The sequence below is a fragment of the Acidovorax sp. JMULE5 genome (assembly GCF_013376875.1).
In the GTDB taxonomy this organism is placed as follows: Bacteria; Pseudomonadota; Gammaproteobacteria; order Burkholderiales; family Burkholderiaceae_C; genus Acidovorax; species Acidovorax facilis.
Genome location: NZ_CP035951.1, coordinates 3,131,370 through 3,157,980, shown reverse-complemented (window position 1 = coordinate 3,157,980; position 26,611 = coordinate 3,131,370). Strand labels below are relative to the sequence as shown.

Annotated in this window: 27 protein-coding genes and 1 pseudogene; 13 read left to right on the top strand and 15 right to left on the bottom strand. The window is 64.9% G+C overall.

What is annotated here, in order from left to right; translation table 11 throughout:
- Positions 1–116 precede the first annotated feature (116 nt).
- Both EXV95_RS14365 and EXV95_RS14355 read left to right on the top strand, forming a co-directional pair.
- Positions 117–1,671 (top strand): annotated as a pseudogene (locus EXV95_RS14365) (SulP family inorganic anion transporter).
- 430 nt (positions 1,672–2,101) lie between these two features.
- Entirely contained in the window at positions 2,102–3,547 is a 1,446-nt protein-coding gene (locus EXV95_RS14355) for an IS1182 family transposase (RefSeq protein WP_176887363.1), read from the top strand.
- Positions 3,548–3,979: 432 nt separating this feature from the next.
- Here the strand turns inward: EXV95_RS14355 and EXV95_RS14350 are convergent, their stop codons facing one another.
- Positions 3,980–4,960: a helix-turn-helix domain-containing protein gene (locus tag EXV95_RS14350; protein WP_176887362.1), complete on the bottom strand. Its 981-nt coding sequence runs from the start codon at positions 4,958–4,960 to the stop codon at positions 3,980–3,982.
- Positions 4,961–5,081: 121 nt separating this feature from the next.
- Here EXV95_RS14350 and EXV95_RS14345 point away from each other — a divergent pair, with 121 nt between their 5' ends.
- The 3 genes from EXV95_RS14345 to EXV95_RS14335 all read left to right on the top strand — a co-directional run bounded on the left by EXV95_RS14345 (position 5,082) and on the right by EXV95_RS14335 (position 7,206).
- Positions 5,082–5,603 (top strand): cysteine hydrolase family protein, encoded by a 522-nt coding sequence (locus EXV95_RS14345; RefSeq protein ID WP_176887361.1) that lies wholly within the window; start codon positions 5,082–5,084, stop codon positions 5,601–5,603.
- Positions 5,604–5,647: 44 nt separating this feature from the next.
- The gene (locus tag EXV95_RS14340; RefSeq protein ID WP_176887360.1) at positions 5,648–6,103 is read left to right on the top strand and encodes a nuclear transport factor 2 family protein; all 456 of its coding nucleotides are present in this window, start codon (positions 5,648–5,650) and stop codon (positions 6,101–6,103) included.
- Between the two features lie 149 nt (positions 6,104–6,252).
- Positions 6,253–7,206, top strand: a complete 954-nt coding sequence (locus EXV95_RS14335; protein ID WP_218135465.1) for a diguanylate cyclase — start codon at positions 6,253–6,255, stop codon at positions 7,204–7,206.
- A gap of 97 nt (positions 7,207–7,303) precedes the next feature.
- Here EXV95_RS14335 and EXV95_RS25165 read toward each other — a convergent pair whose 3' ends face one another.
- Positions 7,304–7,429, bottom strand: a complete 126-nt coding sequence (locus EXV95_RS25165; RefSeq protein ID WP_370460269.1) for a hypothetical protein — start codon at positions 7,427–7,429, stop codon at positions 7,304–7,306.
- Positions 7,430–7,553: 124 nt separating this feature from the next.
- Here EXV95_RS25165 and EXV95_RS14325 point away from each other — a divergent pair, with 124 nt between their 5' ends.
- Complete coding sequence (locus tag EXV95_RS14325) at positions 7,554–7,751, top strand: hypothetical protein (protein ID WP_176887358.1); 198 nt, start codon at positions 7,554–7,556, stop codon at positions 7,749–7,751.
- 170 nt (positions 7,752–7,921) lie between these two features.
- Here the strand turns inward: EXV95_RS14325 and EXV95_RS14320 are convergent, their stop codons facing one another.
- From EXV95_RS14320 to EXV95_RS14280, 9 genes are all read right to left on the bottom strand, one after another.
- Positions 7,922–8,410, bottom strand: a complete 489-nt coding sequence (locus tag EXV95_RS14320) for a nuclear transport factor 2 family protein (protein ID WP_176887357.1) — start codon at positions 8,408–8,410, stop codon at positions 7,922–7,924.
- An 85-nt stretch (positions 8,411–8,495) separates the two neighbouring features.
- On the bottom strand, positions 8,496–10,385 hold the full coding sequence (locus EXV95_RS14315; RefSeq protein ID WP_176887356.1) for a cyclic nucleotide-binding and patatin-like phospholipase domain-containing protein: 1,890 nt from the start codon (positions 10,383–10,385) through the stop codon (positions 8,496–8,498).
- A 217-nt stretch (positions 10,386–10,602) separates the two neighbouring features.
- Positions 10,603–11,505, bottom strand: coding sequence for an alpha/beta fold hydrolase (locus EXV95_RS14310; protein ID WP_176887355.1), 903 nt, complete (start codon positions 11,503–11,505; stop codon positions 10,603–10,605).
- Positions 11,506–11,585: 80 nt separating this feature from the next.
- On the bottom strand, positions 11,586–12,113 hold the full coding sequence (locus tag EXV95_RS14305; RefSeq protein ID WP_176887354.1) for a CinA family protein: 528 nt from the start codon (positions 12,111–12,113) through the stop codon (positions 11,586–11,588).
- The gene (locus EXV95_RS14300; RefSeq protein ID WP_176887353.1) at positions 12,110–12,637 is read right to left on the bottom strand and encodes a phosphatidylglycerophosphatase A; all 528 of its coding nucleotides are present in this window, start codon (positions 12,635–12,637) and stop codon (positions 12,110–12,112) included. Before EXV95_RS14300 ends, EXV95_RS14305 begins: the two co-directional genes overlap by 4 nt.
- An 18-nt stretch (positions 12,638–12,655) precedes the next feature.
- Positions 12,656–13,132 carry a universal stress protein gene (locus EXV95_RS14295; protein WP_176887352.1) on the bottom strand — a complete coding sequence of 159 codons (477 nt, stop codon included), beginning with the start codon at positions 13,130–13,132 and terminating at the stop codon, positions 12,656–12,658.
- An 89-nt stretch (positions 13,133–13,221) separates the two neighbouring features.
- Positions 13,222–14,889, bottom strand: a complete 1,668-nt coding sequence (locus tag EXV95_RS14290) for a DUF4139 domain-containing protein (RefSeq protein ID WP_255484747.1) — start codon at positions 14,887–14,889, stop codon at positions 13,222–13,224.
- Between the two features lie 104 nt (positions 14,890–14,993).
- Entirely contained in the window at positions 14,994–15,434 is a 441-nt protein-coding gene (gene gloA, locus EXV95_RS14285) for a lactoylglutathione lyase (RefSeq protein ID WP_176887351.1), read from the bottom strand.
- 82 nt (positions 15,435–15,516) lie between these two features.
- Positions 15,517–15,933 (bottom strand): 4-oxalocrotonate tautomerase, encoded by a 417-nt coding sequence (locus EXV95_RS14280; RefSeq protein WP_176887350.1) that lies wholly within the window; start codon positions 15,931–15,933, stop codon positions 15,517–15,519.
- Positions 15,934–16,052: 119 nt separating this feature from the next.
- On the opposite strand from EXV95_RS14280, the gene EXV95_RS14275 reads away from it, so the two are divergent.
- Positions 16,053–16,979, top strand: coding sequence for a LysR family transcriptional regulator (locus EXV95_RS14275; protein ID WP_176887349.1), 927 nt, complete (start codon positions 16,053–16,055; stop codon positions 16,977–16,979).
- A gap of 39 nt (positions 16,980–17,018) precedes the next feature.
- On the opposite strand, the gene EXV95_RS14270 is transcribed toward EXV95_RS14275, so the two are convergent.
- On the bottom strand, positions 17,019–17,903 hold the full coding sequence (locus EXV95_RS14270; protein ID WP_176887348.1) for a LysR family transcriptional regulator: 885 nt from the start codon (positions 17,901–17,903) through the stop codon (positions 17,019–17,021).
- A 142-nt stretch (positions 17,904–18,045) separates the two neighbouring features.
- On the opposite strand from EXV95_RS14270, the gene EXV95_RS14265 reads away from it, so the two are divergent.
- The 5 genes from EXV95_RS14265 (at position 18,046) to EXV95_RS14250 (ending at position 22,896) form a co-directional block, all read left to right on the top strand.
- The gene (locus tag EXV95_RS14265) at positions 18,046–18,888 is read left to right on the top strand and encodes an NAD-dependent epimerase/dehydratase family protein (RefSeq protein WP_255484746.1); all 843 of its coding nucleotides are present in this window, start codon (positions 18,046–18,048) and stop codon (positions 18,886–18,888) included.
- Complete coding sequence (locus tag EXV95_RS24955) at positions 18,864–19,085, top strand: hypothetical protein (RefSeq protein WP_255484745.1); 222 nt, start codon at positions 18,864–18,866, stop codon at positions 19,083–19,085. The genes EXV95_RS14265 and EXV95_RS24955 overlap by 25 nt, the downstream gene beginning before the upstream one ends.
- 32 nt (positions 19,086–19,117) lie before the next feature.
- Positions 19,118–20,299 (top strand): twin-arginine translocation pathway signal protein, encoded by a 1,182-nt coding sequence (locus EXV95_RS14260; RefSeq protein ID WP_176887347.1) that lies wholly within the window; start codon positions 19,118–19,120, stop codon positions 20,297–20,299.
- Positions 20,300–20,451: 152 nt separating this feature from the next.
- Positions 20,452–21,768, top strand: a complete 1,317-nt coding sequence (locus tag EXV95_RS14255) for a ferric reductase-like transmembrane domain-containing protein (RefSeq protein WP_255484744.1) — start codon at positions 20,452–20,454, stop codon at positions 21,766–21,768.
- Between the two features lie 156 nt (positions 21,769–21,924).
- Entirely contained in the window at positions 21,925–22,896 is a 972-nt protein-coding gene (locus EXV95_RS14250) for an IS30 family transposase (RefSeq protein ID WP_176885716.1), read from the top strand.
- Between the two features lie 109 nt (positions 22,897–23,005).
- On the opposite strand, the gene EXV95_RS24950 is transcribed toward EXV95_RS14250, so the two are convergent.
- Positions 23,006–23,350 carry a hypothetical protein gene (locus EXV95_RS24950; protein WP_255484743.1) on the bottom strand — a complete coding sequence of 115 codons (345 nt, stop codon included), beginning with the start codon at positions 23,348–23,350 and terminating at the stop codon, positions 23,006–23,008.
- Positions 23,317–24,792 carry a pectate lyase gene (locus tag EXV95_RS14245; protein ID WP_255484742.1) on the bottom strand — a complete coding sequence of 492 codons (1,476 nt, stop codon included), beginning with the start codon at positions 24,790–24,792 and terminating at the stop codon, positions 23,317–23,319. Before EXV95_RS14245 ends, EXV95_RS24950 begins: the two co-directional genes overlap by 34 nt.
- A gap of 418 nt (positions 24,793–25,210) precedes the next feature.
- Here EXV95_RS14245 and EXV95_RS14240 point away from each other — a divergent pair, with 418 nt between their 5' ends.
- Positions 25,211–26,185, top strand: coding sequence for a TRAP transporter substrate-binding protein (locus EXV95_RS14240; RefSeq protein ID WP_176887345.1), 975 nt, complete (start codon positions 25,211–25,213; stop codon positions 26,183–26,185).
- 22 nt (positions 26,186–26,207) lie between these two features.
- Here EXV95_RS14240 and EXV95_RS14235 read toward each other — a convergent pair whose 3' ends face one another.
- A complete protein-coding gene (locus EXV95_RS14235; RefSeq protein ID WP_055395567.1) occupies positions 26,208–26,561 on the bottom strand; it encodes a hypothetical protein in 354 nt (117 codons plus the stop codon).
- Positions 26,562–26,611 lie beyond the last annotated feature (50 nt).

Genomic DNA, 26,611 nt, shown 5'->3' with positions numbered 1-26,611 from the left:
TTGCTATAATATTTGTAGCTATTGGCGCTTAATGGATAAGCGCTAGAGCCTATTTTGATCTGAAATTCCTCGCAGCGCGCCTTCGGGCGCGCTTTGTTTTTTGCAGGGCACACCGCATGAACCCTTCCACCCTGACCCGTCTGCGCGCCGAATGGGCGCCCAGCATTCCGCGCGAGCTGCTGGCCGGGGCTGTGGCCACGTTTGCGCTCATCCCCGAAGTCATCGCCTTCTCCTTCGTGGCGGGCGTGGACCCTTCGGTGGGGCTCTTTGCCTCGTTTGTCATCAGCCTGGTCATCGCCTTCACCGGCGGACGGCCTGCGATGGTGTCGGCGGCGGCAGGCTCGGTGGCGCTGGTGGCTGCGCCGCTGGTGCAGTCGCACGGACTGGGCTACCTGCTGGCGGCGGGGGCTGCTGGCAGGCGCGGTGCAGGTGGCGTTTGGGCTGATGAAGCTCGGTGTGTTGATGCGCTTCGTGTCCAGCTCGGTGCGCACGGGCTTCGTCAATGCGCTGGCCATCCTGATCTTTGCCGCGCAACTGCCGCACCTGCACGGCGCCAGCGCGGCCACCTGGGGCGCGCTGGCGTTGGGGCTGGCGCTCATCTACGGCCTGCCGTGGCTGGGCCAGCGGCTGGCATGGCCTGGGCTCACCGCCATTCCGTCACCGCTGATCTGCGTGGTGGTGCTCACGGTGCTGGCATTGGCGCTGGGGCTGCACCTGCCCACGGTGGGTGACCTCGGCAAACTGCCCGACGCGTTGCCTGTGTTTGCGCTGCCGCAGGTGCCCGCGTCGCTCGACACCCTGCGCATCATCCTCCTGCCTGCGTTGGCGATTGCCATGGTGGGCCTGCTTGAATCAGTGCTCACCGCCGCCGTGGTCGATGAGCTGACTGACACCCCCAGCGACAAGAACCGCGAATGTGCGGGGCTGGGCGTGGCCAACATCGCGGCCAGCCTGTTTGGCGGCATTGCGGGCTGCGGAATGATCGGCCAGGCCGTGGGCAACGTGAAGTACGGCGGGCGCGGGCGCCTGTCCACGTTGTTTGCCGGGGTGTTTCTGCTGATCCTCATGGTGGCGCTGAAAGACTGGGTATCCAAGGTGCCGGTGATTGCGCTGGTGGCCATCATGGTCATGGTGTCGGCCGAAACGTTCGACTGGAAATCGCTGGGCGCCCTGGTGCGCCACCCCCGCCTGTCCAGCGCCGCCATGCTGGCCACCGTGGCCGTCACCATCGCCACGCACAACCTGGCGGCTGGCGTGGCCGTGGGCGTGGTGCTCAGCGGGGTGTTCTTTGCGTTCAAGGTCTCGCACATGCTGGAGGTGCGCGTGCACGACGATGCGGATGGCGCCGATCACGCAGATGGCGCTGGTGCCACGGCCTTGGGCCAGCGCACCTGGCGCGTGTCCGGCCAGGTGTTTTTTGCCTCGGCCGATGCGTTCATCGAGGCGTTCGACGTGCTGGGCGCCGAAGGCCGCGCCGTGGTCATCGACGTGACGCACGCCCACTTCTGGGACATCACCGCCGTCGCAGCGCTCGACAAGGTGGTGGAGCGCCTGCGCCACCATGGCTGCACGGTGCAGGTGCTGGGGCTTAACGAAGCCAGCGCGGTGCTGATTGATCGGATGGGGAGCGATGTCGCTCCAGCCAGTGCGAAAGGAGGGGTGGGCGGTTGAGCGGTTGGGTTGCCGTACTACCTCGCTGACTTTTTTGCGAGGGCGACCAGGCCCGCAGCACACTCGGCAGGCCTAACGCTTGGCGGCTGAATTTTCGTCGCCGTGCATAGCATTCGATGCATGTTCAGCCGCAATGAACCGTGCCGTTGCGGTAGTGGCACGAAGTACCCGAGCGACACGGGTTTTGAGGTGGGAAAACTGATAACTTAATAGCTACTAGCGCTTATTGGATAAGCGCTAGAGCCCAGTTTGGCTTGAGGTTTTCACTGCCACCTAGTGCAGATGTGTGGGCGAGGTTCAAGGTGGGTGGCTGCCTGTCGCTGATCGAGCACAGTGATAGGGCGCTTTGGGCCGAGGCTGTGTGAAAACTCCACCCACGATTGCGGTCCAAAACTAAAATAGCAGCACCCGATTCAAGCGAGGTGCCCCCATGAAGCGATTCATCGAAGGCGAAGACCGACAACAGGTCACTATGCTGCCGGAGTGCTTGGACGACTACATCGCAGAGGACAACCCGGTGCGTGTTGTGGATGTGTTTGTCGAAGAACTGGATCTTCGGGCACTTGGTTTCGATGGGATCAATCCGGCAGTCACTGGCCGGCCTTCGTACCACCCCGCTGTCCTGCTCAAGCTCTACATCTACGGGTACCTCAACCGCATCCAATCGAGCCGCAGGCTGGAGCGTGAAGCCCAGCGCAATGTCGAGCTGATGTGGCTGACCGGGCGCCTTGCGCCGGACTTCAAGACCATTGCGGACTTCCGTCGAAGCAACGGCGCTGGCATCCGCAACGTCTGCAAGCGCTTCATCGCCATGTGCCGACAGTTGAACCTCTTCTCGCAGGCCATCGTGGCCATCGACGGCAGCAAGTTCAAGGCCGTCAACAGCCGTGACCGCAACTTCACCGCCGGCAAGATCGAGGCCCGCCAGCAGCAGATCGAGCAGAGTATCCAGCGTTACCTGGACGCGCTGGAGACCGCTGACCGCACGCAGCCGGCAGAGGTCGAAGCCAAGACAGAACGACTGCAGGAGAAGCTAAAAAAGCTGCGTGAGCAGATGCGGCAACTCGACGGTCTCAAGGAGCAATTGAAGAGCCTGCCCGATGGCCAGATCTCCCTCACGGATCCCGATGCACGTTCGATGGCAACCCAGGCCAAGGGATCGGGCCTGGTGGGCTACAACGTGCAGACCGCTGTCGATGCCAAGCACCACTTGGTCGTCGTGCACGAGGTGACGAACGTTGGCAATGACCGTGCGCAGTTGCACAACATGGCCTGTGCCGCAGACCAGGCTATGGGGAGCCAGGGCTTGCAAGCCTTCGCCGACCGAGGCTACTTCAGCGGCCCGCAACTCAAGGCCTGCGAAGACTCTGGCATCACGACCTTCGTGCCCAAACCGATGACGTCAAACGCAAAGGCTGAAGGGCGCTTCGACAAGGCCGACTTCATCTACATCGCTAAGGATGACGAGTACCAGTGCCCTGCAGGCGAGCGTGCGATCCATCGCTTCAAAACGCTCGAGAAGGGTCTGAATCTGAGCGTCTATTGGTCTAGTGCCTGCCCAAAGTGTCCGCTCAAATCCAAGTGCACGACCAGTAGCAACCGGCGCATTCGCCGATGGGAGCACGAAGATGTTCTGGCGCGCGTTCAGCAACGGCTAGACGGTAACCCCGAGGCCATGACGTTGCGCAGGTCCACCGTGGAGCATGTCTTCGGGACACTCAAGCACTGGATGGGCTCAATTCACTTCTTGATGAAGACCCTCAAGCACGTGGGCACCGAGATGAGCCTGCATGTGCTGGCCTACAACCTCAAGCGGGTGATGAGCGTGATGGGTATCGCGCAGATGATGCTGGCGATGCGGATGGTGAAGGCGTAAAGCCTTTGTTGGCTTTTACAGGCCGAGAAAGGCCTCAGAAATGCGTCGCAAGGCCCAAGGTGCTCCAAAACGACTACTCAACAGAGCTGCTGGAAAATGCGGCTCAGTGACGCGTGACGGGACTGGCACACATACTCGTTGAGCGTTTCCACACAGCCTCGGCCCATTGCTGACTTTGAGACCGATCGATAGGCCGTCTGACAGCGGTGATTGAAGTGCACTCGAATTCAGTCAAAGGACGTCCGCTTTTTTGGGGGGCGGCAATCCGCGTAATGGATTTCGCGCGTTGACCCACAGCGGACATTCAGCCTGGAGGAGCGGAAGTTCAACAGCAGAACACCAGGTGGACTGCGAAGGCATCGGCAATCAGCTAGACGGTGATGGCGCCGCAATGTGATGCCAGCGCGAGCCATGCCGTGCCCTCAGTCACCGTCAGACCGTTGCGAACGTCTTTCGCCACTGACTGGGCGACACGCCCACTAATTGCCGGAACTGCAGGCGGAATGACTCCGCTGAACCAAAACCAGCTTGCTCGGCCACGTGCTCGATGCTCAGTGGCTCGCGCTCAAGCAGGCGCTGCGCAAGCTGTACGCGCTCTGCCAACAACCACACCTGCACCGAAGTGCCGGTCAAGGCCTTGAATTGCCGGGTGAGGGTTCGGCGGCTGAGGCCCGCTTCCTGTGCCAACGAGTCCAGGCTGTGGAGTTCATGAAGCCGCGCGCGCACCTCGTCCATAAGACGGCCCAGCCGAGTGCCGGTGCGGGCCTTGGGCAAGGGCTGCTGGATGTATTGCGCCTGACCACCTTCGCGGTGCGGTGGGATCACGAGCCGCCGGGCCAACTGATTGGCGCGTTCGCCTCCCAACTGCTGCCGCACCAGATGCAGGCAGGCATCCAGCCCTGCTGCAGTGCCCGCAGAGGTGAGCACGCGCCCCTCCTGGACATAGAGCACGTCTGGCTCCACCCTGACATCCGCAAAACGTTGGGCAAACAGTGGGGCGTATTCCCAGTGTGTGGTGGCCCTTCCACCAGCCAACAGACCAGCCTCGGCCAGCACATGGCTGCCCAAGCAAAGCCCCACGATGAAGGCGCCTCGCGCATGGGCGGCCCGTAGGGCGCGCAGCAGTGCTTCAGGGGGGCGTTCGTTGACGTCGCGCCAGCTCGGCACGATCACCACCTCGGCTTTTTGCAGGGCGCGCAGCGATGGCAGGGCAGTCAAGGCAAAGCCCGCGCTGGTTCGCACGGGTACCGGGTCAACACTACAGACCACGAGTTCAAAAGGGTTGTCTGGCGCCAAGCCCTCGCCGAACACCACGCAAGGCACCGACAGATGAAATGGGCTGATGCCGTCGAACGCGACGATCGCCACGCGGCGACGCCGCGTTTGCCCTGCGGCTGATGAGGTCAATGGCATCGATGAATCAGAAGTAAGAGCAAGTTGGCCCGATCTTACCGATGATTGACTTTCAGGCCGATGGTCTAGCGCGCCTGTTCTCGGCAGAATTAAAGCTCACTCATTGCTCCAGAGACCTCTTATGTCCCAACCAGCCTTGTTACTGATCGATCTGCAGAACGACTACTTTCCAGGCGGTGCTTTCGCCCTGGCCAACACGGAGGCCACCTTGGCCGCTGTAGAACAGGCGATCCGCGATGCGCAAGCAAGAGGCCTGCCGGTGATCCATGTGCAACACGTGGCGGACGCCACGCAGGGCATCGCCCCGTTCTTCAACGCCGGCACAGACGGCGTGAAGATCCATCCGCGCATCCTTGCAGCCGCGCCAGATGCACCCGTGGCGGTCAAGCATTTCGCCGACAGCTTCGAGGGCACCAACCTGCACGCCACACTGCAGGCACTGGGAGCCACCGAACTCGTGCTCTGCGGAATGATGACGCAGAACTGTGTAACCCACACGGCGCTGTCTCGCCAAGCCGATGCCTACGAGCGCGTGACGGTGCTCACCGATGCATGCACGACCGTCAGCGAGATGCTGCATGCCATCGCCTTGCATGCGTTGTCGACCCGTGTGCGACTGGTAGACACAGCGTCCAGCTGGTGACAAGTTACCTCGCCCATCCCACCACTATTACGAAAGCTACCCCCATGACTCTTTTGACCCCAGTGCGTTTCTCATTGGTCTTCCTGGCCGCCCTGGTGGCGATTCCAGCGGCTGCGGAGCAGACGCCCAAGCAAATCGTGACGGCATTCTTCGACCTCGCCTTCGTGCAGCGCAAGCCCGTCGAGGCCGCGAAGAAGTACATCTCAGCCGATCAATACATCCAGCACAACCCCAGCGGCTCTGATGGCCGCGCCGCGTTCATCGGAGGGTTTGCTGCATACGTCGAGAAGACCAATTTCCGTTGCGACATCAAGCGGGTGATTGCCGAAGGCAACCTGGTGGTGGTGCACAACCATTGCAAAGAGAACCCGGCCGATGCGAATGATCGGGGCAGCGCCGTTATGGACATCTTCCGGGTTGAGAAGGGGCTGATCGTCGAACACTGGGATGTTGAACAGGCGGTGCCGGCGCAAGTCAAGAACCGCAACACCATGTTCTAACGGCGTCAGTTGTCAACGCCCTAGGAAAGGTCCGTACTTGGGTTGTCCACCATCGCGTGCATGACATCGGGGGACTGGCAACAATGTCTTAAGCCGAGCTATTACAGATGCCCCACAAGCTTGCCTTAGACCGAGCCAGCCTTTTGATCGTGGACGACGACATCACGGCCATTCACGCTTTGATCAAGATACTGTCGGGCATTGGCAGTATCCGTTACGCACTCAACGGAAGCGATGCACTTCGGTTGGCCGAGCAAGAACCGCCCGATGTGGTTTTGCTAGATGTCCAGATGCCTGGCATGTCAGGCTTTGAAGTCCTAGTAGCTATGCGTTCCCAGCCTCGGCTGATGAATATGTTCGCCATCTTTGTCACCGGCCACAGTAGCGTGGAAATGGAAGAAGAGGCACTGGCCCAAGGCGCCGCAGATTTCATTACCAAGCCGTTTCATCCGGCCGTTGTTGCTGCTCGCGTAAGAACCCAGCTGCGGCTGAAACGCGCTCTCGACCAGCTGCGCCAGCTCTCCTTCACTGACGCGCTTACTGGCGTGGCCAATCGACGCCTGCTCGACGAGTCTCTATTGCAAGAATGCAAGCGCGCAAGGCGTGATCGAACACCGCTGTCGGTCCTTATCTTGGATGTAGATCATTTCAAGCGCTTCAATGACACCTACGGGCACGGAGCAGGGGATGCTGCTTTGATTGGCATTGCGTATGCCATGCTGGCATCCACAAATCGCCCAGGCGACCTGATCGCCCGCTACGGGGGGGAGGAGTTTGCGGTGGTGCTGCCAGGGACAGATGGATCAGGCGCGATGGCGGTGGCTAGAGCGCTCAAGCAAAACGTGGATCAACTCAAGATTCCGCACGTTGCGTCCGATACTGGGTTTCTTACCATCTCCGTGGGAGTCGCTTGGTTCGATCACGGATCGCTACTCAGAGAAACGGCAACGGAAGGTCACAAAGATCACCTTTGCAGCCCCGGTCCAGAAATGTGCGCAACGGCCTTGCTAGGCACTGCTGACCAAGCGCTCTATGCGGCAAAAAAAGCGGGGCGTGCGCAAGTATCGCTTTTGCAGTGTCAGCTGCATTGGGCGCAGCGCTGAGGTGCGTGGCCGACTCCTGCAATGCGACTTGAGCAGACTGGCGGCGTGATCGATCAGGTCACGATGTTCGGGCAGGATGTTCATTTAGACGCAAACCTCATCCATAAAGTGGCGGACAAGAGCGTGAATCGGGTTTTTGCCGCAAGTTCAAGGCGCTCTCGTATTCCATGGGTCTGAGAGCGCCCAGGGAGATCTCAATCCGATTCTTGTTGTACCAGCGAATGTAGGCGTCGACCGCCTCAATGAACTGCTCAACAGTGGTGCTTTTCCAGTCCAGAGAATGGAACCGTTAGGTCTTGATCCGAACCAATAAGTCTCAGCAGGCTGCGTTGCCATGAGAGCATGCCTTGCGACACATCAAGCGGGTGATTGCCGAAGGAAGTCTGGTGGTACATGATCATTGCAAAGAGAATCCAGCAGACGCCAGTGATCGAGGCAGCGCCGCCACGGACATCTTCCGGGTTGAGAAGGGCCTGATCGTCGAACTCTGGGACGTTGAACAGGCAGTGCCTACGCGGCACGCGAATCGCAACACCATGTTCTGACGGGGCGTAGGCAAGAGGACCAATTGCGGGGAGCGGTCATTAATCAGCACAGAAAAGGGGGGCCTTTAAGGGGCCGTCGTGCCTGCGTGCCCAATGACAGCTCCTGGTCGAGAACCGCAGTTCCCAATGCGCTGAGCGATCTGCGTCACCGTAATACCACCCCTCACCCCTCACCCCTGCGCCAAAAACTTCTTCAAATTCCCCGCCGCAGTACTCCGCACCTTGCGCTTGAGCGATGGCGACCAGCCCAGCAGCAGCCCTGGCGCCCCCAGCGCCTGCCGTGCCCAGCGCCAGAAGTTGAAGCGGTCGCGGTGGGTGGCGATCAGCCCCTCGGGCGTGAAGGTGAAGGTGCCGTCGATGATGTTGTGCACCTTGCGGCCCGTGGCGCTGAAGAGGTAGTGCGCCTCCCAGTGCGCCTTGCCGCCGGCCGTGTCGGCTTCGATACCGCTGAACGTGAGCTTCCAGTGCTCGGCCGCGCCGGGCTTTTTGGTGGCGGTGCACAGCATGCGCCACATGCCGCCGATCTGGTCGCGGCCCTTTAGGGAAAAGGCCTCGTCGTCGAACGTGGCGTTGGGCGCATAGCAGGCGGCCATGGTGGCGTGGTCAAGCTGCGCAAACGCGGTGTAGAAGCGCTGCAGGGTCTGGGCGTTGGGGTGCATGGGGTCTCCTCCTCAAGGGCGCCCATGCTACACCGGTGCCTGCCTGTTGCATGCCGCTTGGGCGACCGGGCCGTGTGGTGCGTTCTCAACGGGTGCGCAGCCCGCCGATGCGCCGGCGCTTGATGTCATCCAGTCCGTCCAGCACCTGGATGCCATGTGCATACCCCTGCTGCACGATCTGCTCGAAGCGGTTCCACTGCAGCATGCCCACGCGGTCCATGGGGGGGTTGAAGTACAGGTCAGTGAGCTGCTGCGACTGGCGCTGGCGCGACATGCTGTACAGGATGGTGACCTGCATGAGGTAGCTGGCCAGCGAGGGCAGCTTGTAGCGGCGCTGGGCGCGCGGGCGCAGCTTGTCGCGCAGTAGAGCCCAGCTGGTGGGGATGTCGTCCAGCTCAATGCGGCGCGGCTTGCGGAAGTTCAGGTCCACGCCGATCACCGTGCCCACGCCGCGCATGCTGCTGCGCATCACGTCCACCGGAAAGTTGTTGAACGTGCCACCGTCGCACAGCAGGTCGCCCTCGTGCACCACGGGCGGCAATGCACCGGGGATGGAGATGCTGGCCAGCAGCGACTTCACCAGGCTGCCACGGCGCACCACCTGTTCGCTGGCGCGCGAGTAGTTGGTGGCCACGCAGTAATAGTTCTTCCACAGGTCTTCCACCTGGGCCGGGAAGCCCACCAGGCTCCCCACGGCCTCGTGCAGGATGTGGCGCAGTCGGCGGCCCTTGATGAGCGACATCAGCGGCAGCAGGTTGAAGTCTCCCGTGGGGTTGGTGCGAAACGCCTCGCGGGCGTTGGCCATGACCGTCGCCAGCGGCTGGTCGGATGCCACATACGCGGCCATGACCGATCCGATGCTGGTGCCGCCCACGCAGTCGACCTCCACGCCTTCTTCCTGCAATGCGCGGTAGATGCCCAGGTGCGCAAAGCCGCGCGCACCGCCGCCCGCCAGCACCAGGCCCACGGCGGTGCGGCTCTGGATGCGGGCCAGGCGCGCCATGTCGCGGTCGAGGGTGGGGCGCACATGCACATGGTCGGCCACGGGGCGGCGGTCCAGCCATTGCTGGGTGCCACGCGGGCACTGGGTGCCTTCCGGGTGCAGCAGCACCAGGATCTCGGCGGCCTCGGCCAGGGGCGCGCGGCGCAGCAGGCAGTTTTCTTCGATGGGGTGGATGGCGGGCTCGGCCTGCGCGTCGGCCAGTAGCAGCAACTCGTCGCAGTGGCGGCTCACGCGCCGCGTCCAGGGCGTGGGCTCGGGGTCTGCCAGCAGCAGCACAAAGTCGTTGCGGGCCTCGATTTCGTCGAGCAGCATGGCGATGCGCCGGTTGGCCGTGGCGTCGGCGCCTTCGCGCTGGGCAATGCCGGGCTCGTGCAGCTCTGCGTCCACGGTGGCGGAGTCGACCACACGCACGCGGCCGATGGTGCCCAGCTGGCGCGCCAGGCTCTGGCCAAAGCCCTGCAGGTCCACGCCGCTGCTCACGGGCAGCAGGCCCATGGCCACGGGCCGCTCCTGTGCGGCCGTGTGGGCGGCGGTGCCCGTTTGCAGGCGCTGGATGATCTGGCGCGTGAGGGCAATCGACACCTGGGCGCTGCTGGCCAGCAGGGTCTTGAACACATCCTTGGTCAGGCGCACCAGCACCGAGTCGCGCACGGCGACCACGGTGGCGGCGCGCGGTGCGTCGGTGAACAGGCTGATCTCGCCAATCACCTGGCCCCGGCCCATATCGGCCACACGGCGCTGCGGGCCGCTGCTGCCGTCATCGCTGCGCACATAGGCACGCAGGCGGCCGCTCACGGTGAGGTACATCGACTCGCCGGGCTCGCCCTGCGCCATCAGCGTGCTGCCGCCGGGCACCTCCACCCACTCCAGCTGGGCGCGCAGCAGCTCCAGCGCTTCGGGTTCGATGCCTGGCAGAAAGCTGCGCAGGTGCTCGGTGAGCAGTTGGTTCTGGGTGGCGGTAAAAGGGGGCATGGTCACGCAATCGGCAAGGCTCGGTGGGGCGCTGCGGAAAGCGGGGGCTCGCCGACACGTCGTGTTTGCGATGGGTTCCGCAGCGTGCGAAGCGGCGGATTCTAGGAACGCAAGGGCACCTGTGCGCACTGTGCAAGGCATGGTGGCCGGGCAGCGCGTGAACAAATGCACGGCGGGCCCTTGCGATTGCCCTTCCGTGCCGATGAGGAACCGGTCGTCAGCGCATGAAGGCGCTCAGCGCGCGGGCCGTGGCCTCGGGCAATTGCTCGGGGATGAAGTGCCCCGCCGGCACAGCCTGGCCCGTCACCACGCCCGCGCATTGCGCCTGCCACAGCGCCAGCGGGTCGAACAGGCGGTGCACCACGCCGTGTTCACCCCAGATTACCAGCGTGTCGCACGCGATCTTCTCGCCGCGCGCGCGGCTTTCGCGGTCGTGCTCCAGGTCGATGCCTGCGCTGGCGCGGTAGTCTTCGCACGCGGTGTGGATGGCCTCGGGCGTGCAAAAGCAGCGCTCGTAGTCGGCCAGCGCCTGGGGCTCGATGTGGGCCAGGCCCGCGCTGCCCCAGCCGCCCAGCTTGGCGTGCAGGTAGGCGAGCGGGTTGCCGCCAATCATGCTCTCGGGCAGCGGCGCGGGCTGGATCAGGTGGAACCAGTGGTAGTAGGCGCGCGCAAAGTCCATGTCGGTGCGGGCGTACATGTCGAGCGTAGGGGCGATGTCGATCAGGCACAGCTTCTTCACGCGCGCGGCGTGGTCCAGCGCCAGGCGGTGCGCCACGCGGCCCCCCCGGTCGTGGCCGCACAGAAAGAAGTGGTCGTGGCCCAGCGCGGTCATCACCTCGGCCATGTCCTGCGCCAGGGCGCGTTTGCTGTAGTTGCTGTGGTCCGGCAGGCCGGGTGCGTGCGATGAATCGCCATAGCCGCGCAGGTCGGGCAGCACCAGAAAGTAGTCGCGCGCTAATTGCTGCGCCACGCGGTGCCACAGCGCATGGGTTTGCGGAAAGCCGTGCAGCAGGAGCAGGGGTGGTGCACCCACGGTACCGCCGGTGCGGACAAAAATCTCGGCGCCAGCGGTGGTGATGCGCTGGGTGGCGAAGCCTTCAAACCAGGTGGGTGAGGTCATGCGGGATGCGGCGATGGTTGAATGCGGTGGAGCGACAGGCTGAGTTGGCGTGTGCGCCCCGTCAGGCGCCCACCCAGGGGTCAGGCCAGCAAAAAGCCCAGCAGCCGCTGCAGTGCGTAGCGCACCGTGGCCGCACGGATGGCGGCGCGGTCGCCCGCAAAGTGCTGCATCTCGCTGTGGGTTTCGCCACCCACGCACCAGGCAAACCACACGGTGCCCACGGGCTTGGCCTCGCTGCCGCCTGTAGGGCCCGCCACGCCGGTAACGGCCAGGCTGACATGTGCTTGGGAATGGGTCAGCGCCCCATCGGCCATGGCGCGGGCCACGGCCTCGCTCACGGCGCCTTCCTGTTCAATGAGTGCGGCGGGCACGCCCAGCATCTCGACCTTGGCGGCGTTGGAGTAGGTGACAAAGCCGCGCTCGAACCACTGGCTGGAGCCCGCCAGGTCGGTGCAGGCCGCTGCGATCATGCCGCCCGAGCAGCTCTCGGCCGTGGCCAGCAGGTGGCTGTGTTTGAGCAATTCCAGAGAAATTTGGGTCAAATTGGCCTCTAGCGCTGATGTATCAAGCGCTAGCAGCTCTTTATTTGATAGCGATGCGGTTGTCATACGAACCTCCACACTGCAATGACCAGCAGGGTACAGAAGGCTGCCACAAAGTCGTCCCACAAGATACCCCAGCCGCCGCGCCAGCCAAAACCCTTGAACAGACTGTCGGCCCAGCCCACCGGGCCGGGTTTGGCCGCATCAAAAAAGCGGAACAGCCCAAACGCCACCAGCTGCCCCCACCAGCCCATGGGCATGGCCAGCCACAGCACCAGCCAGAAGGCCACCACCTCGTCCCACACGATGCTGCCGGGGTCGGCCACACCCATGTTGCGCGCGGTGGTGGTGCAGGCCCACCAGCCCACCACGGTGCTGGCGGCAATCAGTATGCCCATGTGTTGGGGTGCCAGCCATTGCTGTAGCGCCAGGTAGCTGAGCCACGCCCACAGCGTGCCCACGGTGCCCGGCGCCACGCGCGACAGCCCCGCACCAAAACCCAGCGCGATGAAGTGGGCCGGGTGGGAAAACATGAACGCCACGGTGGGGCGGCGGGAGGGCAGGGGCTGCGGGGGCTCGGAGACGGTCATGGCGCGAGGGAGGGTCTGTCAGGCGCTGGCGGCCACGTCTGCCCCTGCGGGCAGACGCACCAGCAACACGGGCACGGGCGCGGTGCGTGCAATCTGCTCGGCATCGCTGCCCATCAGCACGCGGGCCAGGCCACGGCGCCCGTGGGTGCCCAGCACGATCAGGTCGGCCCCCCAGGACTGCGCATGCTCCACCACCAGCTGCGCCACACGGGCGTCCATGTTCTCGATCAGCACGGTGTCCACCGGTACGCCGCGTTGCGCCACGCGCTCCAGGGCCTGGTGCAGCAGGGCTTCGCCGGCCTTGCGTAGGCGGGGCAGTACCTCCTGGCTGTAGACCTCGGGCTGCTCAAAGCCGCTGATGTGGGCCACGGGGTCCATCACATTCAGCAGCCGGATGCGGCCACCCGTGGATTGCGCGAGGCCGATGGCCTGGGCCACGGCGTGGTCCGAAGTGGGGCTGCCGTCAACGGCAACGAGGATATGTTGGTAGCTCATGGTGGTGCGGGCTCCTCGGGCTGGTTCGTGGGGCGCTGTTGTCGATTGTGAACGACTGTTGCGGCTGAGCGCGGGCTTCGGGCGCTGGCTCACTGGCGTTCTTGCAGCTCCACATCCTTGGGGTAGCGGATGGTGTGCTCGGCGCTGAACTGCGCCGTGGCGCCTGCGCCCAGCGCCTGCTGCCAGGCCACGGTGCCGGGCGTGCGGTTCCAGGCCGTGTCGGTGGGCTGGGGCTGGTAGCGCGATTCGACCTCGATCTTCTCGTTGCGCGATACCGGCGCGGCATGCAGCACCTGCAGCGTGATGCCGGTCTTGTGGCGGTTTTCCACGCTGTAGCTGCGGCGTGTCTTGCGCTCGGTGCGCGAGCCGGTAAAGCCGGTGCTGCCCGTCAGGTCCTGCGCGGGCTCGGCGCGCACGGTGACAAGTTCATCGCGGCCAAACGACAGGCTGGTGCTGCCCGCCGGGGCGCCCGCGCTGGGGGTGGAGAAGTCGATGCGCCCGTTGCCCACAAACGCACCGTCGCGGTACAGGCCTGCTGGCCCTGCAGGCCACACGCCCGGCGGCTGGGCCATGTGGGCGATCAAGTAAGCGACCTCTGCCACGGCCGGGGCTGTGCGGGTGATCAGCGTGGCGGGGGCCGTGTGGTTGCCCAGCGCCAGCGTCACGCGCTGGCCACTCGATGGCACGGTGATGCGCTGCGGCACGGCGAACTCGGTGGCAAAACCCTTGTCGAGGGTGCTCACGTCGAAGGTGGGCATGGCCTCCTCGACCGCGTTGCGCGAGCGTGCCACGGGCGAAGGCGCTGCCGCCATGGCCATCGCCATGGCGGGGGCGGCAGCGGGCATGGGACGCGGCGGAGGGGCCACATCCAGCGTCCATTCATCCGGCAGCCGGCCCTGCGTGGCGCGGCCTGGTTGGCCGGTGGACAGGGTCAGTTGAACGTTGCTCCAGTCTTCGCCACTGTTTTGCGCCACCAGCGCCTGGCGCTCGATCAGCACGGTGGATTTGGTGGCATCCAGCGTGGCACGGTAGGTGGGTTGCCAGCCCGGGCCGCGCACCTGGTAAGACAGGCGCAGCTCGGCCTCGCGCTCTGCGGCCAGATTGATGGTGACGGACACCACCCGCGCACGCTGGCTGGCCACACGGTCGCGCTCGGCCACCAGGGGCTTGAGGGCCAACTGCAACGCTTCCTGCTTGCGCTTGAGCTGGTGGGCTCGGGCGAAACTGTCTTGCCCAGACTTGCGCAGCACCTCGGCGGTGGCGGTGATCTGTGCGGGTGTAGGGCTGGCGCCGGAGCTGCTGGCACGACCTGCGGGGGCCTCATTGGGTGCGGCGCCCGTGTCGGCCACGTTGCGCAGGTAGCTATCCATCAGTTGCAGCGCCGATGTCTCGGCCTTCACCCCCGCGATCTGGTCTTCCAGCTCGCGGATGCGGCCGTCCAGCGGGCTCGCGCAGCCTGCCGCCACATCGCGGTCCTCGGTGAGCACGTTGAACTCACCCACGCGCACGGCAGGGTCGGCGTTGATCTGCAGGCTTTGCACATCCAGCGACGCGGGCAGGCAGGCCAGCGTGAGGCTGCGCGCGCCAGCGGGCACCTTGGCCACACGCTCCACCGTGGCGCTGCCGGGGTAGACGGTGACGCGGGCGATGCGGGAGGTGTCCTGGGCGTGGGCCGACGAGGCCGCGATGGAGAGCAGTGCCGCGCTCAAAAGGCCCAAGGTACGGTGCAGGCGCGGGATATTGGGGCTATGAATCACGGGACTCCTTGGGCGTGGATGGACAGCGAAGGATGCTAGCAGCCCGCGCTGCGGATGCAGTGCCCCCGCGTGGTGTGCCTCCGGCGATTCGCGGGGGGATCGCGCTACCGCCGCTCAATCAGCTCTATCAGATAGCCGTCAGGGTCTTCAATGAAGGCAATGTTTTCTGGTGAAGTCCGGTCCGGAGAAAGGGACTGCATGGGCCCCGCTTCGCGAACTACCGAAACCCCGGCGGCTTGCAGGCTGGCGCAGCTTTTGGCCACACTGTGAACGGCCAACGCGATGTGTCCGTAGGCCGTTCCACGTTGATAGGCAGACTGGTCCCAGTTGTAGGTCAGTTCAATGCTGGCGTCGGTGGACTCGTGGCCATAGCCGACAAAAGCCAAGGTGAAGCGGCCTTGGGGGAAGCGCTCCTGGCGGTGCAGGCGCATCCCCAGCTTGTTGGTGTAGAACTCGATGGACCGCTCCAGATCTGCCACGCGCAACATGGTATGCAGCAATCGGGTGGGCTGGGGGCTCAGTCCTTCATCGTCAAAAGTCGTCATGGTGGGCCTTGGGTAGTTTGGGCACACGGTGCGGCAATGTGGGGCAATACAGTCGCACGCACCGTGTTGAGGCGTGCTGGATTTACCCGCGGGCTGCTGCTTCGCCGAGCTCCTGGTTGGTGTAGGCCTTGCCGCCAATGCCCCACATGCCGTCCACCGCATATTTCAGGTTGACCCAGATGTTTTCGCGGGGCTGCTTGCCGCCGCAGGCTTCAAAGAGGATCTCGGTGGCCTCGGCGACATAGGCGGTTTGCACTTCCCGTGTGGCAAACGCAAATGAGGGCGTGAGCCATTCCACGATGGCGACGTTGGTCGGGCTTGTTCCCGCGTAGGTGCTGCCCTCAGGGAGCTCTGAAATATGCCCAATGACGTTGGGTGTGAAGAACTTGTTGCCAGCCAAGCCGTGCAGCTTGAGAAAGGCCTCCGACAGGCGTGCCATGGTGCTTTGTTGGCGGTTTTTGGGCAGGATGCCTTCGGTGATGATGAGTGTGAGGGGCATAGCAGCTTCAGAAAGTTGATGGCTTGGTGCGGACCATCCGCACACCCGGACTGTCGCGAATCGCAAAGACTTCGGAAACAGCTGGCCGGACACAGCGCTTGTGCAGAAAATGCACAACCATGGACAACCTCACGCTGGATGACTTCGCCTTGTTTGTGCAAATTGCCTCGGCACACTCGTTTTCAACCGTGGCACGCGAGCGCAACGTGGCGGCAAGCCACGTCTCGCGCGGCATGGCCCGCATCGAGGCGGCCTGCGGCTTGCGTCTGGCCCACCGCACCACCCACAGCCTGTCGCTCACGGAAGAGGGCGAAATGTTCCTGGAGCACGCGCGGCGGATTTTGGGCGAATATGCCCAGTTGCGAGACGGATTTGGTGGGCGTTCGCTGCACATTGGCGGCACGGTGCGCATCAGTGTCAGCCAGCTGCTCGCTGAATATGTCTTGATTCCCAAGCTGCACCTTCTGGGGGCCCAGTACCCGGGGCTGACGGTCGAACTTCAGGTGGAAGACCGTGTGGTGGACATGGCCGATGAGTCGATTGATATTGCGATTCGCGCTGGCGTCGACCCGGCACAGGCATCCGTGGCGCGGTCGCTGGGCAGCCATGGTCGTGCACTCTATGCATCACCTGGGTATGTGCAAACGTACGGAGCTCCGATATCCGTGCAGGATTTGGCTGCGCATCGGCTCATATCCAACGCCTCCACCCCGTCGCACAACCAATGGGATTTTCGGGTGAATGGCGAGCCCACCATGCTGATGGTGAAGGGCAAAGTGCAGGTCAACAGCAGCGCAGCGGTGATCTCCCTCGCCCTGGGTGGCGCGGGCATTGCACGCATGAACGACGTGATCGGCCAGACGCTGGTGGACCAGGGCAAGCTCTTGCCGGTCTTGCCACAGGCCGTGGAACGCGGGAGCCATCCCATTTTTGCGGTGATCTTGAGCACCCGGCATCGCGCGCCCAAAGTGCTGGCCACCATGGACTATTTGCAGACCTGCTTTGCGTCGTTTGCAAAACCATCGGGTGAACCTGGCATGCTGTAGCGCCCCGACAGGGCGTAGGTGTGCAGCGCAGGCACGGGGCTACAACACCCCAGGCACCTCCGCCGCCAAAAAGTCATACACCGCCCGAATTCTGCGGCTGGTGCGGATCTCGCGGTGCACCGTGAGCCATATAGGCAGCTCGGGCAACGCAAGCTGGGGCAGCACCGCCACCACGTTCGGGTCGGTACGGGCCATGTAGTTGCCCACAAAGCCGATGCCCAATCCTGCACGCACAGCTTCCCAATACGCCATGAGGTCGTCGGTGCGAAACGCGAAGTGCTGGCGCTCCACCGGGTAGCCCATGGCGGCAAAGCCTTGCAGGATGTCCTCGTGCCGGTCGTTGCCCACCAGCTCGTGCTGCAGCAGGTCGGGCGGCTGCCGGGGTATGCCTTTGCGGCGCAGGTAGTCGCGGTGGGCATAGGCGCCCAGCGTGACCGCGCCGATGCGTTTGGCCACCAGGCTGGCCTGGTCGGGGCGCACCATGCGCAGCGCAATGTCAGCCTCGCGGCGCAGCAGGTTGGTGACCTGGTTGCTGGCCACCAGCTCGACCTGCACTTCGGGCAGCGCCTGGCGCATGCGCGCCAGCACGGGCGGCAGCAGCACGCAGGCCACGGGCTGGCTGGCGGTGATGCGCACGGTGCCGCTCACGCCTTCCTCTGCGCCCGACACGCTGCGTGCCAGCTGGTGGGCACCCATCTCCATGGCGCGGGCCGATTCGGCCAGCCGCAACGCCGTGGCCGTGGGCAGCAGGCCGCGCCCGGTGCGCTCAAACAGCACCACGCCCAGCTGCGATTCGAGCTCGGCAATGTGGCGGCCGATGGTGGGCTGGCTGGCGTTGAGAACGCGCGCCGCGCCCAGCAGGCTGCCCTGGTCCAGCGCGGCCAGAAAGGACTGCACCAGGCTCCAGTCAAAGGTTTGGTTCATGGCGATAGCGTGCCCGCAACGGGGTGGCAGCGGGGTGGTTGGAGGTATTCAAATTTGCATTGCTGTTATGGACGCTTAGCCAATTGTGTAACGGGCTCTGCGTTTCCACAATCGATACATCCCTTGTGAATGGAGCCCTGACATGACCACCCACCCCCGTTTTCCGCCCTGCACGGACAATCCTTCCACCGTGTTGATCCTGGGCGCCCGGGGCCGGCTGGGACTGGCGGCGGCCCGGGCCTTTGCCCAGGCTGGCTGGCAAGTGCTGGCCCAGGTGCGGCCCGGTGCGCGCGGGCCTGCGCTGCCCGCCATCGCCGGTGTGTGGTGGATGCCCGTGGCGGTGGAGGACACCGCCGCACTGGCGGCCCAGGCGCAAGGCGCGCAGGTGGTGGTGCATGCGCTCAACCCCGCCTACACGCACAAGGCCTGGCGCGAAGAGGCGCCCGCTTTGATGGAAGCTGCTATTGCCGTCACCCGCCAGCTGCGCGCCACGCTGATGCTGCCCGGCAACGTCTACAACTTTGGCGAATCCATGCCGCCCGTGCTGCACGAAGACACCCCCCAGGCCGCCACGGGCTTCAAGGGCCGCATGCGGGTGCAACTGGAGCTTCGCTTGCAGGCTGCCACGCAAGGGGGCGACATGCGCGCCGTGGTGCTGCGCGCCGGAGACTTCTTTGGCAGTGGCACCGGCAGCTGGCTGGACCAGGCCATTGCCAAGGACCTGCCCCGGGGCCGCATCACCTGGCCCGGCCCGCTGGACGTAGCCACGCCCTGGGCCTATCTGCCCGATCTCGCCCGCGCCTTCGTGCGCGTGGCGCAGGAGCGTGACCGGCTGGCCGCGTTTGAGTGCCTGCATTTCGCTGGCCATCACGTCACGGCGCAGCAGTGGCTGCACAGCTTCACGGCCATTGCGGCGGAGCGGGGTGGTTGCCCGGTACGGGCGCGCTGCGGGTGGGTCAGTTGCCGTGGCCGCTGCTGCGCGTGATGGGGCTGGTGGCCCCCACGTTCGCTGCGCTGGCGGACATGCGCTATCTGTGGCGCACGCCCCACCGTCTGGACAACACCCGCCTGCGCGCGCTCATCGGCGAGGAGCCCCACACCCTCTTCGACCAGGCCGTGCGCCAGGCGCTGGCAGATTTGGGGCTCGTAGCCTTGCGTTCGACCCGCGCTGCGCTGGCCTGACGGCACAACCTTTGAACTACCGGAGTCTTCTCATGAACCGTCGCAACTTCATTCGTTTGGCAGGGGGTGGCACCATTGCCGCCGCCACCACCGGCACACTGGTCGCCTGTGGTGCTGTGAGCTCGCACTATCCCGCCGAGGCGGTCGAGGCCTGGCAGGGCCCCGTGGGCGAGACCGATGTGCGCCGCCGGGCGGTGGCCTACGCCATCACCGCGCCCAATTCGCACAACCTGCAGCCCTGGCTGGTGGACTTGCGCGAGAGCGGTGTCATCACCCTGCGCACCGACCCTGCACGGGTGCTGCCACAGACCGACCCGTGGGGGCGCCAGATACTCATCGGCCACGGCGCCTTTCTGGAACTGCTGGTGATGGCGCTGGCCCAGCAAGGCGTGGCCAGCGAGGTGCTGCTGTGGCCGCAGGGCGAGATGCCTGCGGCCCTGAAGGACTGGGACGACCGTCCCGTGGCGCGCATCACCTTGAAACCCGGTGGCCAGCCCGACCCGCTGTTTGCCCAGGTGCTGCTGCGCCGCACGCCCAAGACGGATTTCGACACCACCCGCCCCGTGGCGCCCGAGTTGCTGGCCCAGTTGCTGCGCAGCGCGCCGGTTCAAGCCCCGCTCAGCGTCGGCGGCACCGTCAGTGCCGACCAGTTGCCTGCGCTGCGCACGCTGTGCTGGGAGTCCGCCCGGGTGGAGCTGCTCACACCGGCCACAATGATGGAAAGCATCCAGCTCACCCGCGTGGGGCCGTCCGAAATCCTGCAGCACCGCGACGGCATCTCCATCAATTCGCCCTTTGTGCGCGCGGTGTCGGCCTTGGGCATGTTCGACCGCACCCAGCCCCCGGCCGAAGGCAGCGCGGCCTACAAAAATGCCATGGGCCGCTTTGAAGGCCACAGCCGCACGGCGATGGGTTTTGTGTGGATCACCGGCCCCAACACCCGCAGCGACCAGATCCATACCGGGCGCCTGTATGTGCGCCAGCAGCTGCAGGCCACGGCGCTGGGCGTGGGCCTGCACCCCATGAGCCAGGCGGTGCAGGAATTTGCCGAGATGGCCCCGCACTTCGAGCGCGTGCACCAGCTGGTGCTGGGGCGTCCAGCGCCGCGTACACCCCAGGAGCCCACCGTGCAGATGTTCTGCCGCATTGGCTACCCGCAGGGCGAGGTGCCTGCCACGCCGCGCAGGCCGTTTGCGCGTTTTGTGCAGGCTTGATTCCGAGGAGGGCAGCACCTGCGCAAAGGGCTGATGCAGATCAACCTCCGGCCACAAGCTGCCGCGCTTTGCCGCTGCTTCACACACCGTTCAGGTGGCGTTCATCGCGGGTTTCTACAGTTGCTGCATTGCAATAAATCGTGGGGCTGGTGATGTGGAAGAAGGTTTTGGGGGGCGCTCTGGCGGTGGCCATCGGCGTGTGGATGTTGGCTTTGATCGTGCCCCAGCCCGCGCCGCCTGCGTGGGGCAACGTCTGGTGGTGGCGCAACCAGTTGATCCTGCTCACCGGGGTGTCGGCCTGGGCGCTGATGTCGCTGATCATGGTGCTGGCCGTGCGGCCTGCGTGGCTGGAAAGGCCGCTCGGTGGCCTGGACAAGAGCTACCGCCTGCACAAGTGGGCGGGCATCGGCGCGATTGTGCTGGCGTTGCTGCACTACGGGCTGCAGCTGTCGCGCAGCCTGCTGGCTGACTGGGTAGGCCGCCCGGTGCGCACGCCGCGCGCGGATTGGTGGCTCAACACCTTCCGCCACCTGGCCGAGGAGATGGGGGAATGGGCCGTGTGGTTCCTCGCGGCCATGTTGGTCATCACGCTGTGGCAGCGGTTTCCGTACCACGTGTGGCGCTACCTGCACAAGCTGCTGGCCGTGGTGTACCTGGTGCTGGCCTTCCATGCCGTGGTGCTCACGCCGCCTGCCTGGTGGCAGCAGCCTGCGGGTGTGCTGGTGGGCCTGTGCACGCTGGTGGGGGTGCTGTGCGCAGTGCGCTCGCTGGCCGGGGCCATCGGGCGCAGCCGCCGCCATGCGGCCCGTGTGGTGAGCGTGTCGCCCCAAAGGGCTGGGGTGCTGGAAGTGACCTGCCAGGTGAGCCCCGCCAGTGGCTGGAAGCATGCGGCCGGTCAGTTTGCGTTTGTCACCTTTGGCCGTGCCGAGGGGGCGCACCCCTTCACCCTGCTCAACGCCGACCAGGGCGACGGCGTGCTGCGGTTTGCCATCAAGGCGCTGGGCGATCACACGGGGCAATTGCCCCTGCAGGTGCAGCCGGGCCAGGCGGTGAGCATCGAGGGGCCGTATGGCTGCTTTGACTTTCGCAGCGACAGCGCCACCGAGCAGGTGTGGGTGGCCGCAGGCATTGGCGCCACGCCGTTCATGGCCTGGCTGGAGTCGATGCAGTCCACCCCCGCGCTGGCGCCCCGGGTGCACCTGCACTACTGCGTGCGCCATGCGGGTGAGGCCGTCTTTGCCGAGCGCATGGCCGCGCTGTGCGCGCGCCTGCCCAGCGTGACGCTGGAGATTCACTACAGCGACGACGCTGGGCCCGTGACACCCACAGCGCTGCTGGCGGGCACCAGCCCGGCGGCGAGTGTGTGGTTCTGTGGGCCGCAGGGTTTTGCCGAGGTGGTGCGCCAGGGCATGCAGCAGCTGGGGCGCTCGCCTGCGCGCTTTCACCAAGAGCTGTTCCAGATGCGCTAAGACGGACGCCCCGTGGGGTGGTGGCCTACGGCGGCCCGGTCTGGTGCAGGGATTTGGAGCGGCGGTTTAAACAACGAAGTGCACGTTGCCAAAAGGTAGGCCCAGACAAGTAAGTGAAGATGACTTGTGTGACCTGCCAGTCAACCCAAGTGCACCATGAACTACACCCATCTGAGCCAAAGCGAACGTTACCAAATCCAATGCCTTCGCGACGTGGGGCTGTCGATCACACAGACAGCCCTGCGCCTGGGGCGCCACCGCAGCACCATTGCCCGCGAGATCAGGCGCAACAGCGGCGCCAGCACGGCGTACCAAGCCCACAGCGCCCATCAACAGGCTCTTGCGCGCCAAAGTGGTCAGACCAACGCTCAGCGCTTTGACGATGCCCAGTGGGAGTTGGTGCTGTCGTATCTGCAGCTGGATCTGTCACCTCAGCAGGCCGCCGCCCGCCTGGGGCTGGAAAAGCGCCTGCGCATCAGCCACACCTGCATCTACAACCGGCTGCGCCGCATGGGACAAGCTGCACCGCGCCTGCGTTGCGGCCAGCGCCGACGCAAGGCACATTCGGGTGCGGGGCAACTGCGCGATCGCGTGGGTATCGCACAGCGCCCCGCCATTGTGGACAAGCGAGCGCGCCTGGGTGACTGGGAGGGGGACACCATCGTCTCAGGTGCGGGTGGACTGGCAGGGCTGGTGACCCTGACCGAGCGACGCTCGCGCTACACACTGGCGCAGCATGTGCAGCGGCGCCAGGCCGAGCCGGTGGGCCAGGCCATCATCGAAATGCTCAGGCACCATCCCAAGCACCGCCACACCCTCACGCTGGACAACGGCAAGGAATTCGCCGAGCACAGGTGGGTGCATAGACGCCTGAAGACGAAGGTGTACTTCGCCGATCCGCACAGCCCCTGGCAGCGGGGGCTCAACGAGAACCACAATGGGCTGCTACGCCACTACTTCCCCAAGGGCAGCGATCTGGGCACGGCCAGCGAAGAGCAGGTGCTCCAAGCCGTGTACCGGCTCAACCACCGACCCCGCAGATGCTTGGGCTGGAAGACTCCGCATGAGGTGTTCCATGGCTACAAAGTGAGCCCACTTACACTGGGTACTGGCGCACTTCGTTGTTGAAACCGCCAGCCCTTTTCCCATTCAGCGCTTTACTGGAAAGCGTAAGTAGCTATTGAAAACATAGCGTATTGCGCCACGCCTTGCGCCGGGCCTTGGTTCACGCCTTGGGTTAGGCCACAGGCGCCACGAACGCGATCAGCCGCCCCATGCGCCGAATCCACTCGGCCGTGACGATGAACTGGGGCTTGTCCTTCTTCACATACGGCGGTACTTCGGGCGGGTTGTCGGCGGGGTAGGGTGAGGTGTCGTACACATCGCCCACGTGCTTGCTGCGGTAGGCGGTGCCGGTGTAGGGCGCCGTGGGACCATCGCCCTGGTAGGGGTTCACGATCTCGGGCACGGGCGATGTCCAGTAGTTGCGCGTGCCCAGTTCGTTGAGCAGCGTGGCGACTTCGTTCTCGGGCACGGTGGGCGTGGCCATCACGGCGCCGGTGAACAGGTCCGGAAAGTCCACCTCGCGGATCGAAAAGTATTTGGGTAGCGCCCGCCCGCAGCCACCTTGAGCGGCGAGCGCGCGGCCAAATCGGCCACCGCAGCATCCGTCATGCCATTGAGCTTGGCATACGTGGCCTCCAGCCCGGCGATGTCGATGGGGCGCCCTGCCGAGTAGTGGCTCACGGTGTTGGTGTAGTTCTTGTCCACGTAGTAGGCGCCGTTGTGGATGTTGGAGCCATAGCGGTGCACGTACAGGCCGTCGTTGGTGCCCAGCTCGACAAAGGTGGGGTGGGTGCGGCCGCCGCCCAGCAGTGGGTTGACGGTGGCAGCGTCGGCGGGCAGCGGGCAGCTCTTGAGCCAGGCGATGGCCTCGGGGATGCGCGCCAGGTACTTGCGGTCGCCGGTGAGTTGGAAGTAGTTAAACAGCTGGCGGATGTTGGTCTGTGTGGTGTGCGTGGCCAGCGAGCGGGGCTCGTAGCTGCGGGCGCCTGCGGGCGAACCGGCGGGGCGGCCGTCTTTCTCGCGCGAGAGGTGCTGCAGGCCCCAGCCCGCTTGCGGGCCGGGTTGCTGCATGAGGCGCATGCATTCCATGGCGCGGCTGATGTTGGGCAGCAGGCGTGTTTCGCCCAGCGCCATCACGCACAGCGTGAGGAACTTGATGTTCTCGCCCATCACGTCGTCGTTGAAGGTCACATGCAACGTGTAGTCGCCGTCTTCCATGCCCGCCTTGGCGCCAGCGGGCACCTGCGAGGGGTTGGGCAGCGGCATGCTACTGACCGCCCCGGGGAAGTGCGGAAAACGCTGCGGCCAGCCGCCGCTGGCCACGCCGTATTCAGGGCCGAACTGCGCGTTGACCACGAAGTCGATGGCCTTGTGCACGGCAGGCAGGTAGCGGGCCTCGCGCCGCTCCAGGTACATGCGCAGGAGGAACTGCGACGCCACGGCCGTGCCTGCGTCGTCAAACGTGGCGTTGCCGTAGTAGTGCTGGAACTCCTCCAGACGCCAGCCGTTCTTGCCGATGGTTTCGTACCACTGCTTCAGCGACGCCTCTCCCGCGAAGTCGTGGATGTAGTTCCAGCCGCCCGAAGGGTGCTGCGCGGCCATGATGGCCGTGGCCGTGCGCTCGGCCGCGCGCCAGTGGCGCTCGTCGCCGGTGGCGTGGTAGGCGTCCAGGTACACATGGCCCACCGACGGCGTGCCCGGCGGCTGGATCCAGCACATGGTGCGGTAGGCCTCCATCTCGCCAAAGGTCTGCTTCAGGTCCGGCGAGTACGACCACACGTAGCCGCCCTGATAGGACACGGTGTCGTCCATGTAGTGGGTGGCGCGCTTGAGCGCGTCCGCCGCGTCGGCCTTGGGGCCGGGGGGGAAAGCTGTGTTGTCGCTGCCGCCGCCGCAGGCGCTCAGCAGCAGGGGGGCCAGGGCACTCAGGGTGAAGTCTCTGCGCTTCATCGTCAGCATGGGATGTCTCCTCGTTGGATGGCAGGGTGTGGGATGGGGTCGAAGCGGGCGCGCCGGCTGCCCCGCAGGCGGACCGTCTCCAAGCCGTACGGCATCATGACAAATGACGTCGTACAACTTGGCGCGGATTTTGGCGGCGTGATTTCCTGCAGGGACTGGCGTTAACCCCAATCGGCCCTGGGTACCCGACGCTGCAGAATCGGGCGCGAGAGTGCGGCAAGGCGTGAGGTAAAAAGTCAGTAAATCCCCATGAAATCTCAGGTTTGCGGTTTTATGGGCGGCCATTTTCATGGCGTGCTTTGCGCCGCAGAACGTGCGGAAGCGACGCGATCAAGGGTCCAAAAATTTGTGAGTATTTGTATGACGTCGGATGATGACGTTAACAATGCCAGCACAACAACAGGAGTGAGGGACAGATATGCACAAGAGATTGAAAGCCGGGGTTCTGGTGGCCGCAGCGCTGCTGTGCGCCGGCGCAGCGTCGGGGCAGACCAAGCTGCGCGCATGGAACATCCACCCCGACGGCTACCCGGTGACCGAGGCCATGAAGAGCTTCGCGCAACAGGTGGGCCAAGCCACACAGGGGCGCTACCAGATTGAGGTGTTCTCCAACGCCACCCTGGGCGACCAGCCCAAGGCCGTGCAGATGCTCAGGGGCGGCGAGATCGACATCGCGGAGTTCAGCTCGGGCCCGCTGTCCGATGCGGTGCCCGGCATCAAGGTGCTGAACCTGCCGTTCCTTTTCACCGACTCGGCCCACATGTTCCGCCACCTGGACGGCGCCCTGGGGCAGCGCTTTGCCGCCAACTTGCAATCGGCCGGCTTTGTGGTGCTGGGCTGGTACGACGGTGGCGGGCGCTCGTTCTACTGTGCCCACCGCGCGCCCGCCACCATCCGCGACCTGGCGGGGGCTTCCATCCGCGTGCAGCAGTCTGAGATCTACACCGAAATGGTCAACCTGCTCGATGCCAAGCCGGTGGCGATGCCCTTCAAGGAGGTGCTGGGCGGTTTTGAGAAAGGCGCCATCGACTGCGCCGAGAACAACATGCCGTCGTACGAATCCACCGGCCACTACAAGCTGGCCAAGAACGTGTACGTGACCAACCATGTGATCTCGCCCGAGGCGCTGGTGGTGTCCACCGCGCTGTGGGCCAAGCTTTCGGCCGAGGATCGCAAGGCCTTCGCCGAGGCCGGCGCCAAGTCCGCCCTGCTGATGCGCGAGCTATGGAACAAGCGCGTGGCCCAGGCGCTGGAGACCACCGCCAAGCAGGGCTCGCAGTTCGTGCGCGTGAAGGACGTCTCGCCCTTCGTGCGGCGCATGGCCCCGCTCTACGCCAAATACATGGCCGACCCGACAACGCGCGAAGAGCTGCTGACCATCATCGCCAAGTAGGCGCCGCGCGGACCCAGGGTTCTCAGGCAGGAAACGAAGGGCCGTGGGGCTGCAGGCACATGGGCCGCTCGTCGAAGGCCAGCCAGCCCAGCGCGTCGCACAGCGCCTGCACCCAGGCGGTGTAGTCGGTGCGCAGCGAACAATGCATGGCGAGCGGGCCATCGGACACGTTGTCGGGGAGATGGAATTCCACCCCGTGGCCCAGCACCGTGGCGTGGCCCCAGGTGGGCAGGGCCCACTCCAGGCCCGGCACCATCTGCGCGAGCGATGTTTTGATGTGATGGATGTCGCGCAGCATCAGCACCGTGTCGGGTGAGAGCTCGTCGGTGGACAGCGGCAACCGTGCAGGCTGAAAGAACAGGTAGGTATAAGCCATGGAGCGCGATGTTGCACCTTGTTGCACGGGCCACGCACAAGCCTGCAGCG

Excerpts from the sequence above, each read along its gene's own strand:
- gloA (WP_176887351.1), bottom strand. The coding sequence starts at position 15,434 with ATGACGACTTTTGACGATGAAGGACTGAGCCCCCAGCCCACCCGATTG.
- EXV95_RS14345 (WP_176887361.1), top strand. The coding sequence starts at position 5,082 with ATGTCCCAACCAGCCTTGTTACTGATCGATCTGCAGAACGACTACTTT.
- EXV95_RS14305 (WP_176887354.1), bottom strand. The coding sequence starts at position 12,113 with ATGACAACCGCATCGCTATCAAATAAAGAGCTGCTAGCGCTTGATACA.
- EXV95_RS14300 (WP_176887353.1), bottom strand. The coding sequence starts at position 12,637 with ATGACCGTCTCCGAGCCCCCGCAGCCCCTGCCCTCCCGCCGCCCCACC.
- EXV95_RS14235 (WP_055395567.1), bottom strand. The coding sequence starts at position 26,561 with ATGGCTTATACCTACCTGTTCTTTCAGCCTGCACGGTTGCCGCTGTCC.
- EXV95_RS14245 (WP_255484742.1), bottom strand. The coding sequence starts at position 24,792 with ATGCTGACGATGAAGCGCAGAGACTTCACCCTGAGTGCCCTGGCCCCC.
- EXV95_RS14355 (WP_176887363.1), top strand. The coding sequence starts at position 2,102 with ATGAAGCGATTCATCGAAGGCGAAGACCGACAACAGGTCACTATGCTG.
- EXV95_RS14255 (WP_255484744.1), top strand. The coding sequence starts at position 20,452 with ATGTGGAAGAAGGTTTTGGGGGGCGCTCTGGCGGTGGCCATCGGCGTG.
- EXV95_RS14240 (WP_176887345.1), top strand. The coding sequence starts at position 25,211 with ATGCACAAGAGATTGAAAGCCGGGGTTCTGGTGGCCGCAGCGCTGCTG.
- EXV95_RS14250 (WP_176885716.1), top strand. The coding sequence starts at position 21,925 with ATGAACTACACCCATCTGAGCCAAAGCGAACGTTACCAAATCCAATGC.
- EXV95_RS14320 (WP_176887357.1), bottom strand. The coding sequence starts at position 8,410 with ATGCACCCCAACGCCCAGACCCTGCAGCGCTTCTACACCGCGTTTGCG.
- EXV95_RS14270 (WP_176887348.1), bottom strand. The coding sequence starts at position 17,903 with ATGAACCAAACCTTTGACTGGAGCCTGGTGCAGTCCTTTCTGGCCGCG.
- EXV95_RS14265 (WP_255484746.1), top strand. The coding sequence starts at position 18,046 with ATGACCACCCACCCCCGTTTTCCGCCCTGCACGGACAATCCTTCCACC.
- EXV95_RS14295 (WP_176887352.1), bottom strand. The coding sequence starts at position 13,132 with ATGAGCTACCAACATATCCTCGTTGCCGTTGACGGCAGCCCCACTTCG.
- EXV95_RS14280 (WP_176887350.1), bottom strand. The coding sequence starts at position 15,933 with ATGCCCCTCACACTCATCATCACCGAAGGCATCCTGCCCAAAAACCGC.
- EXV95_RS14340 (WP_176887360.1), top strand. The coding sequence starts at position 5,648 with ATGACTCTTTTGACCCCAGTGCGTTTCTCATTGGTCTTCCTGGCCGCC.
- EXV95_RS14315 (WP_176887356.1), bottom strand. The coding sequence starts at position 10,385 with ATGCCCCCTTTTACCGCCACCCAGAACCAACTGCTCACCGAGCACCTG.
- EXV95_RS14350 (WP_176887362.1), bottom strand. The coding sequence starts at position 4,960 with ATGCCATTGACCTCATCAGCCGCAGGGCAAACGCGGCGTCGCCGCGTG.
- EXV95_RS14310 (WP_176887355.1), bottom strand. The coding sequence starts at position 11,505 with ATGACCTCACCCACCTGGTTTGAAGGCTTCGCCACCCAGCGCATCACC.
- EXV95_RS14260 (WP_176887347.1), top strand. The coding sequence starts at position 19,118 with ATGAACCGTCGCAACTTCATTCGTTTGGCAGGGGGTGGCACCATTGCC.
- EXV95_RS14275 (WP_176887349.1), top strand. The coding sequence starts at position 16,053 with ATGGACAACCTCACGCTGGATGACTTCGCCTTGTTTGTGCAAATTGCC.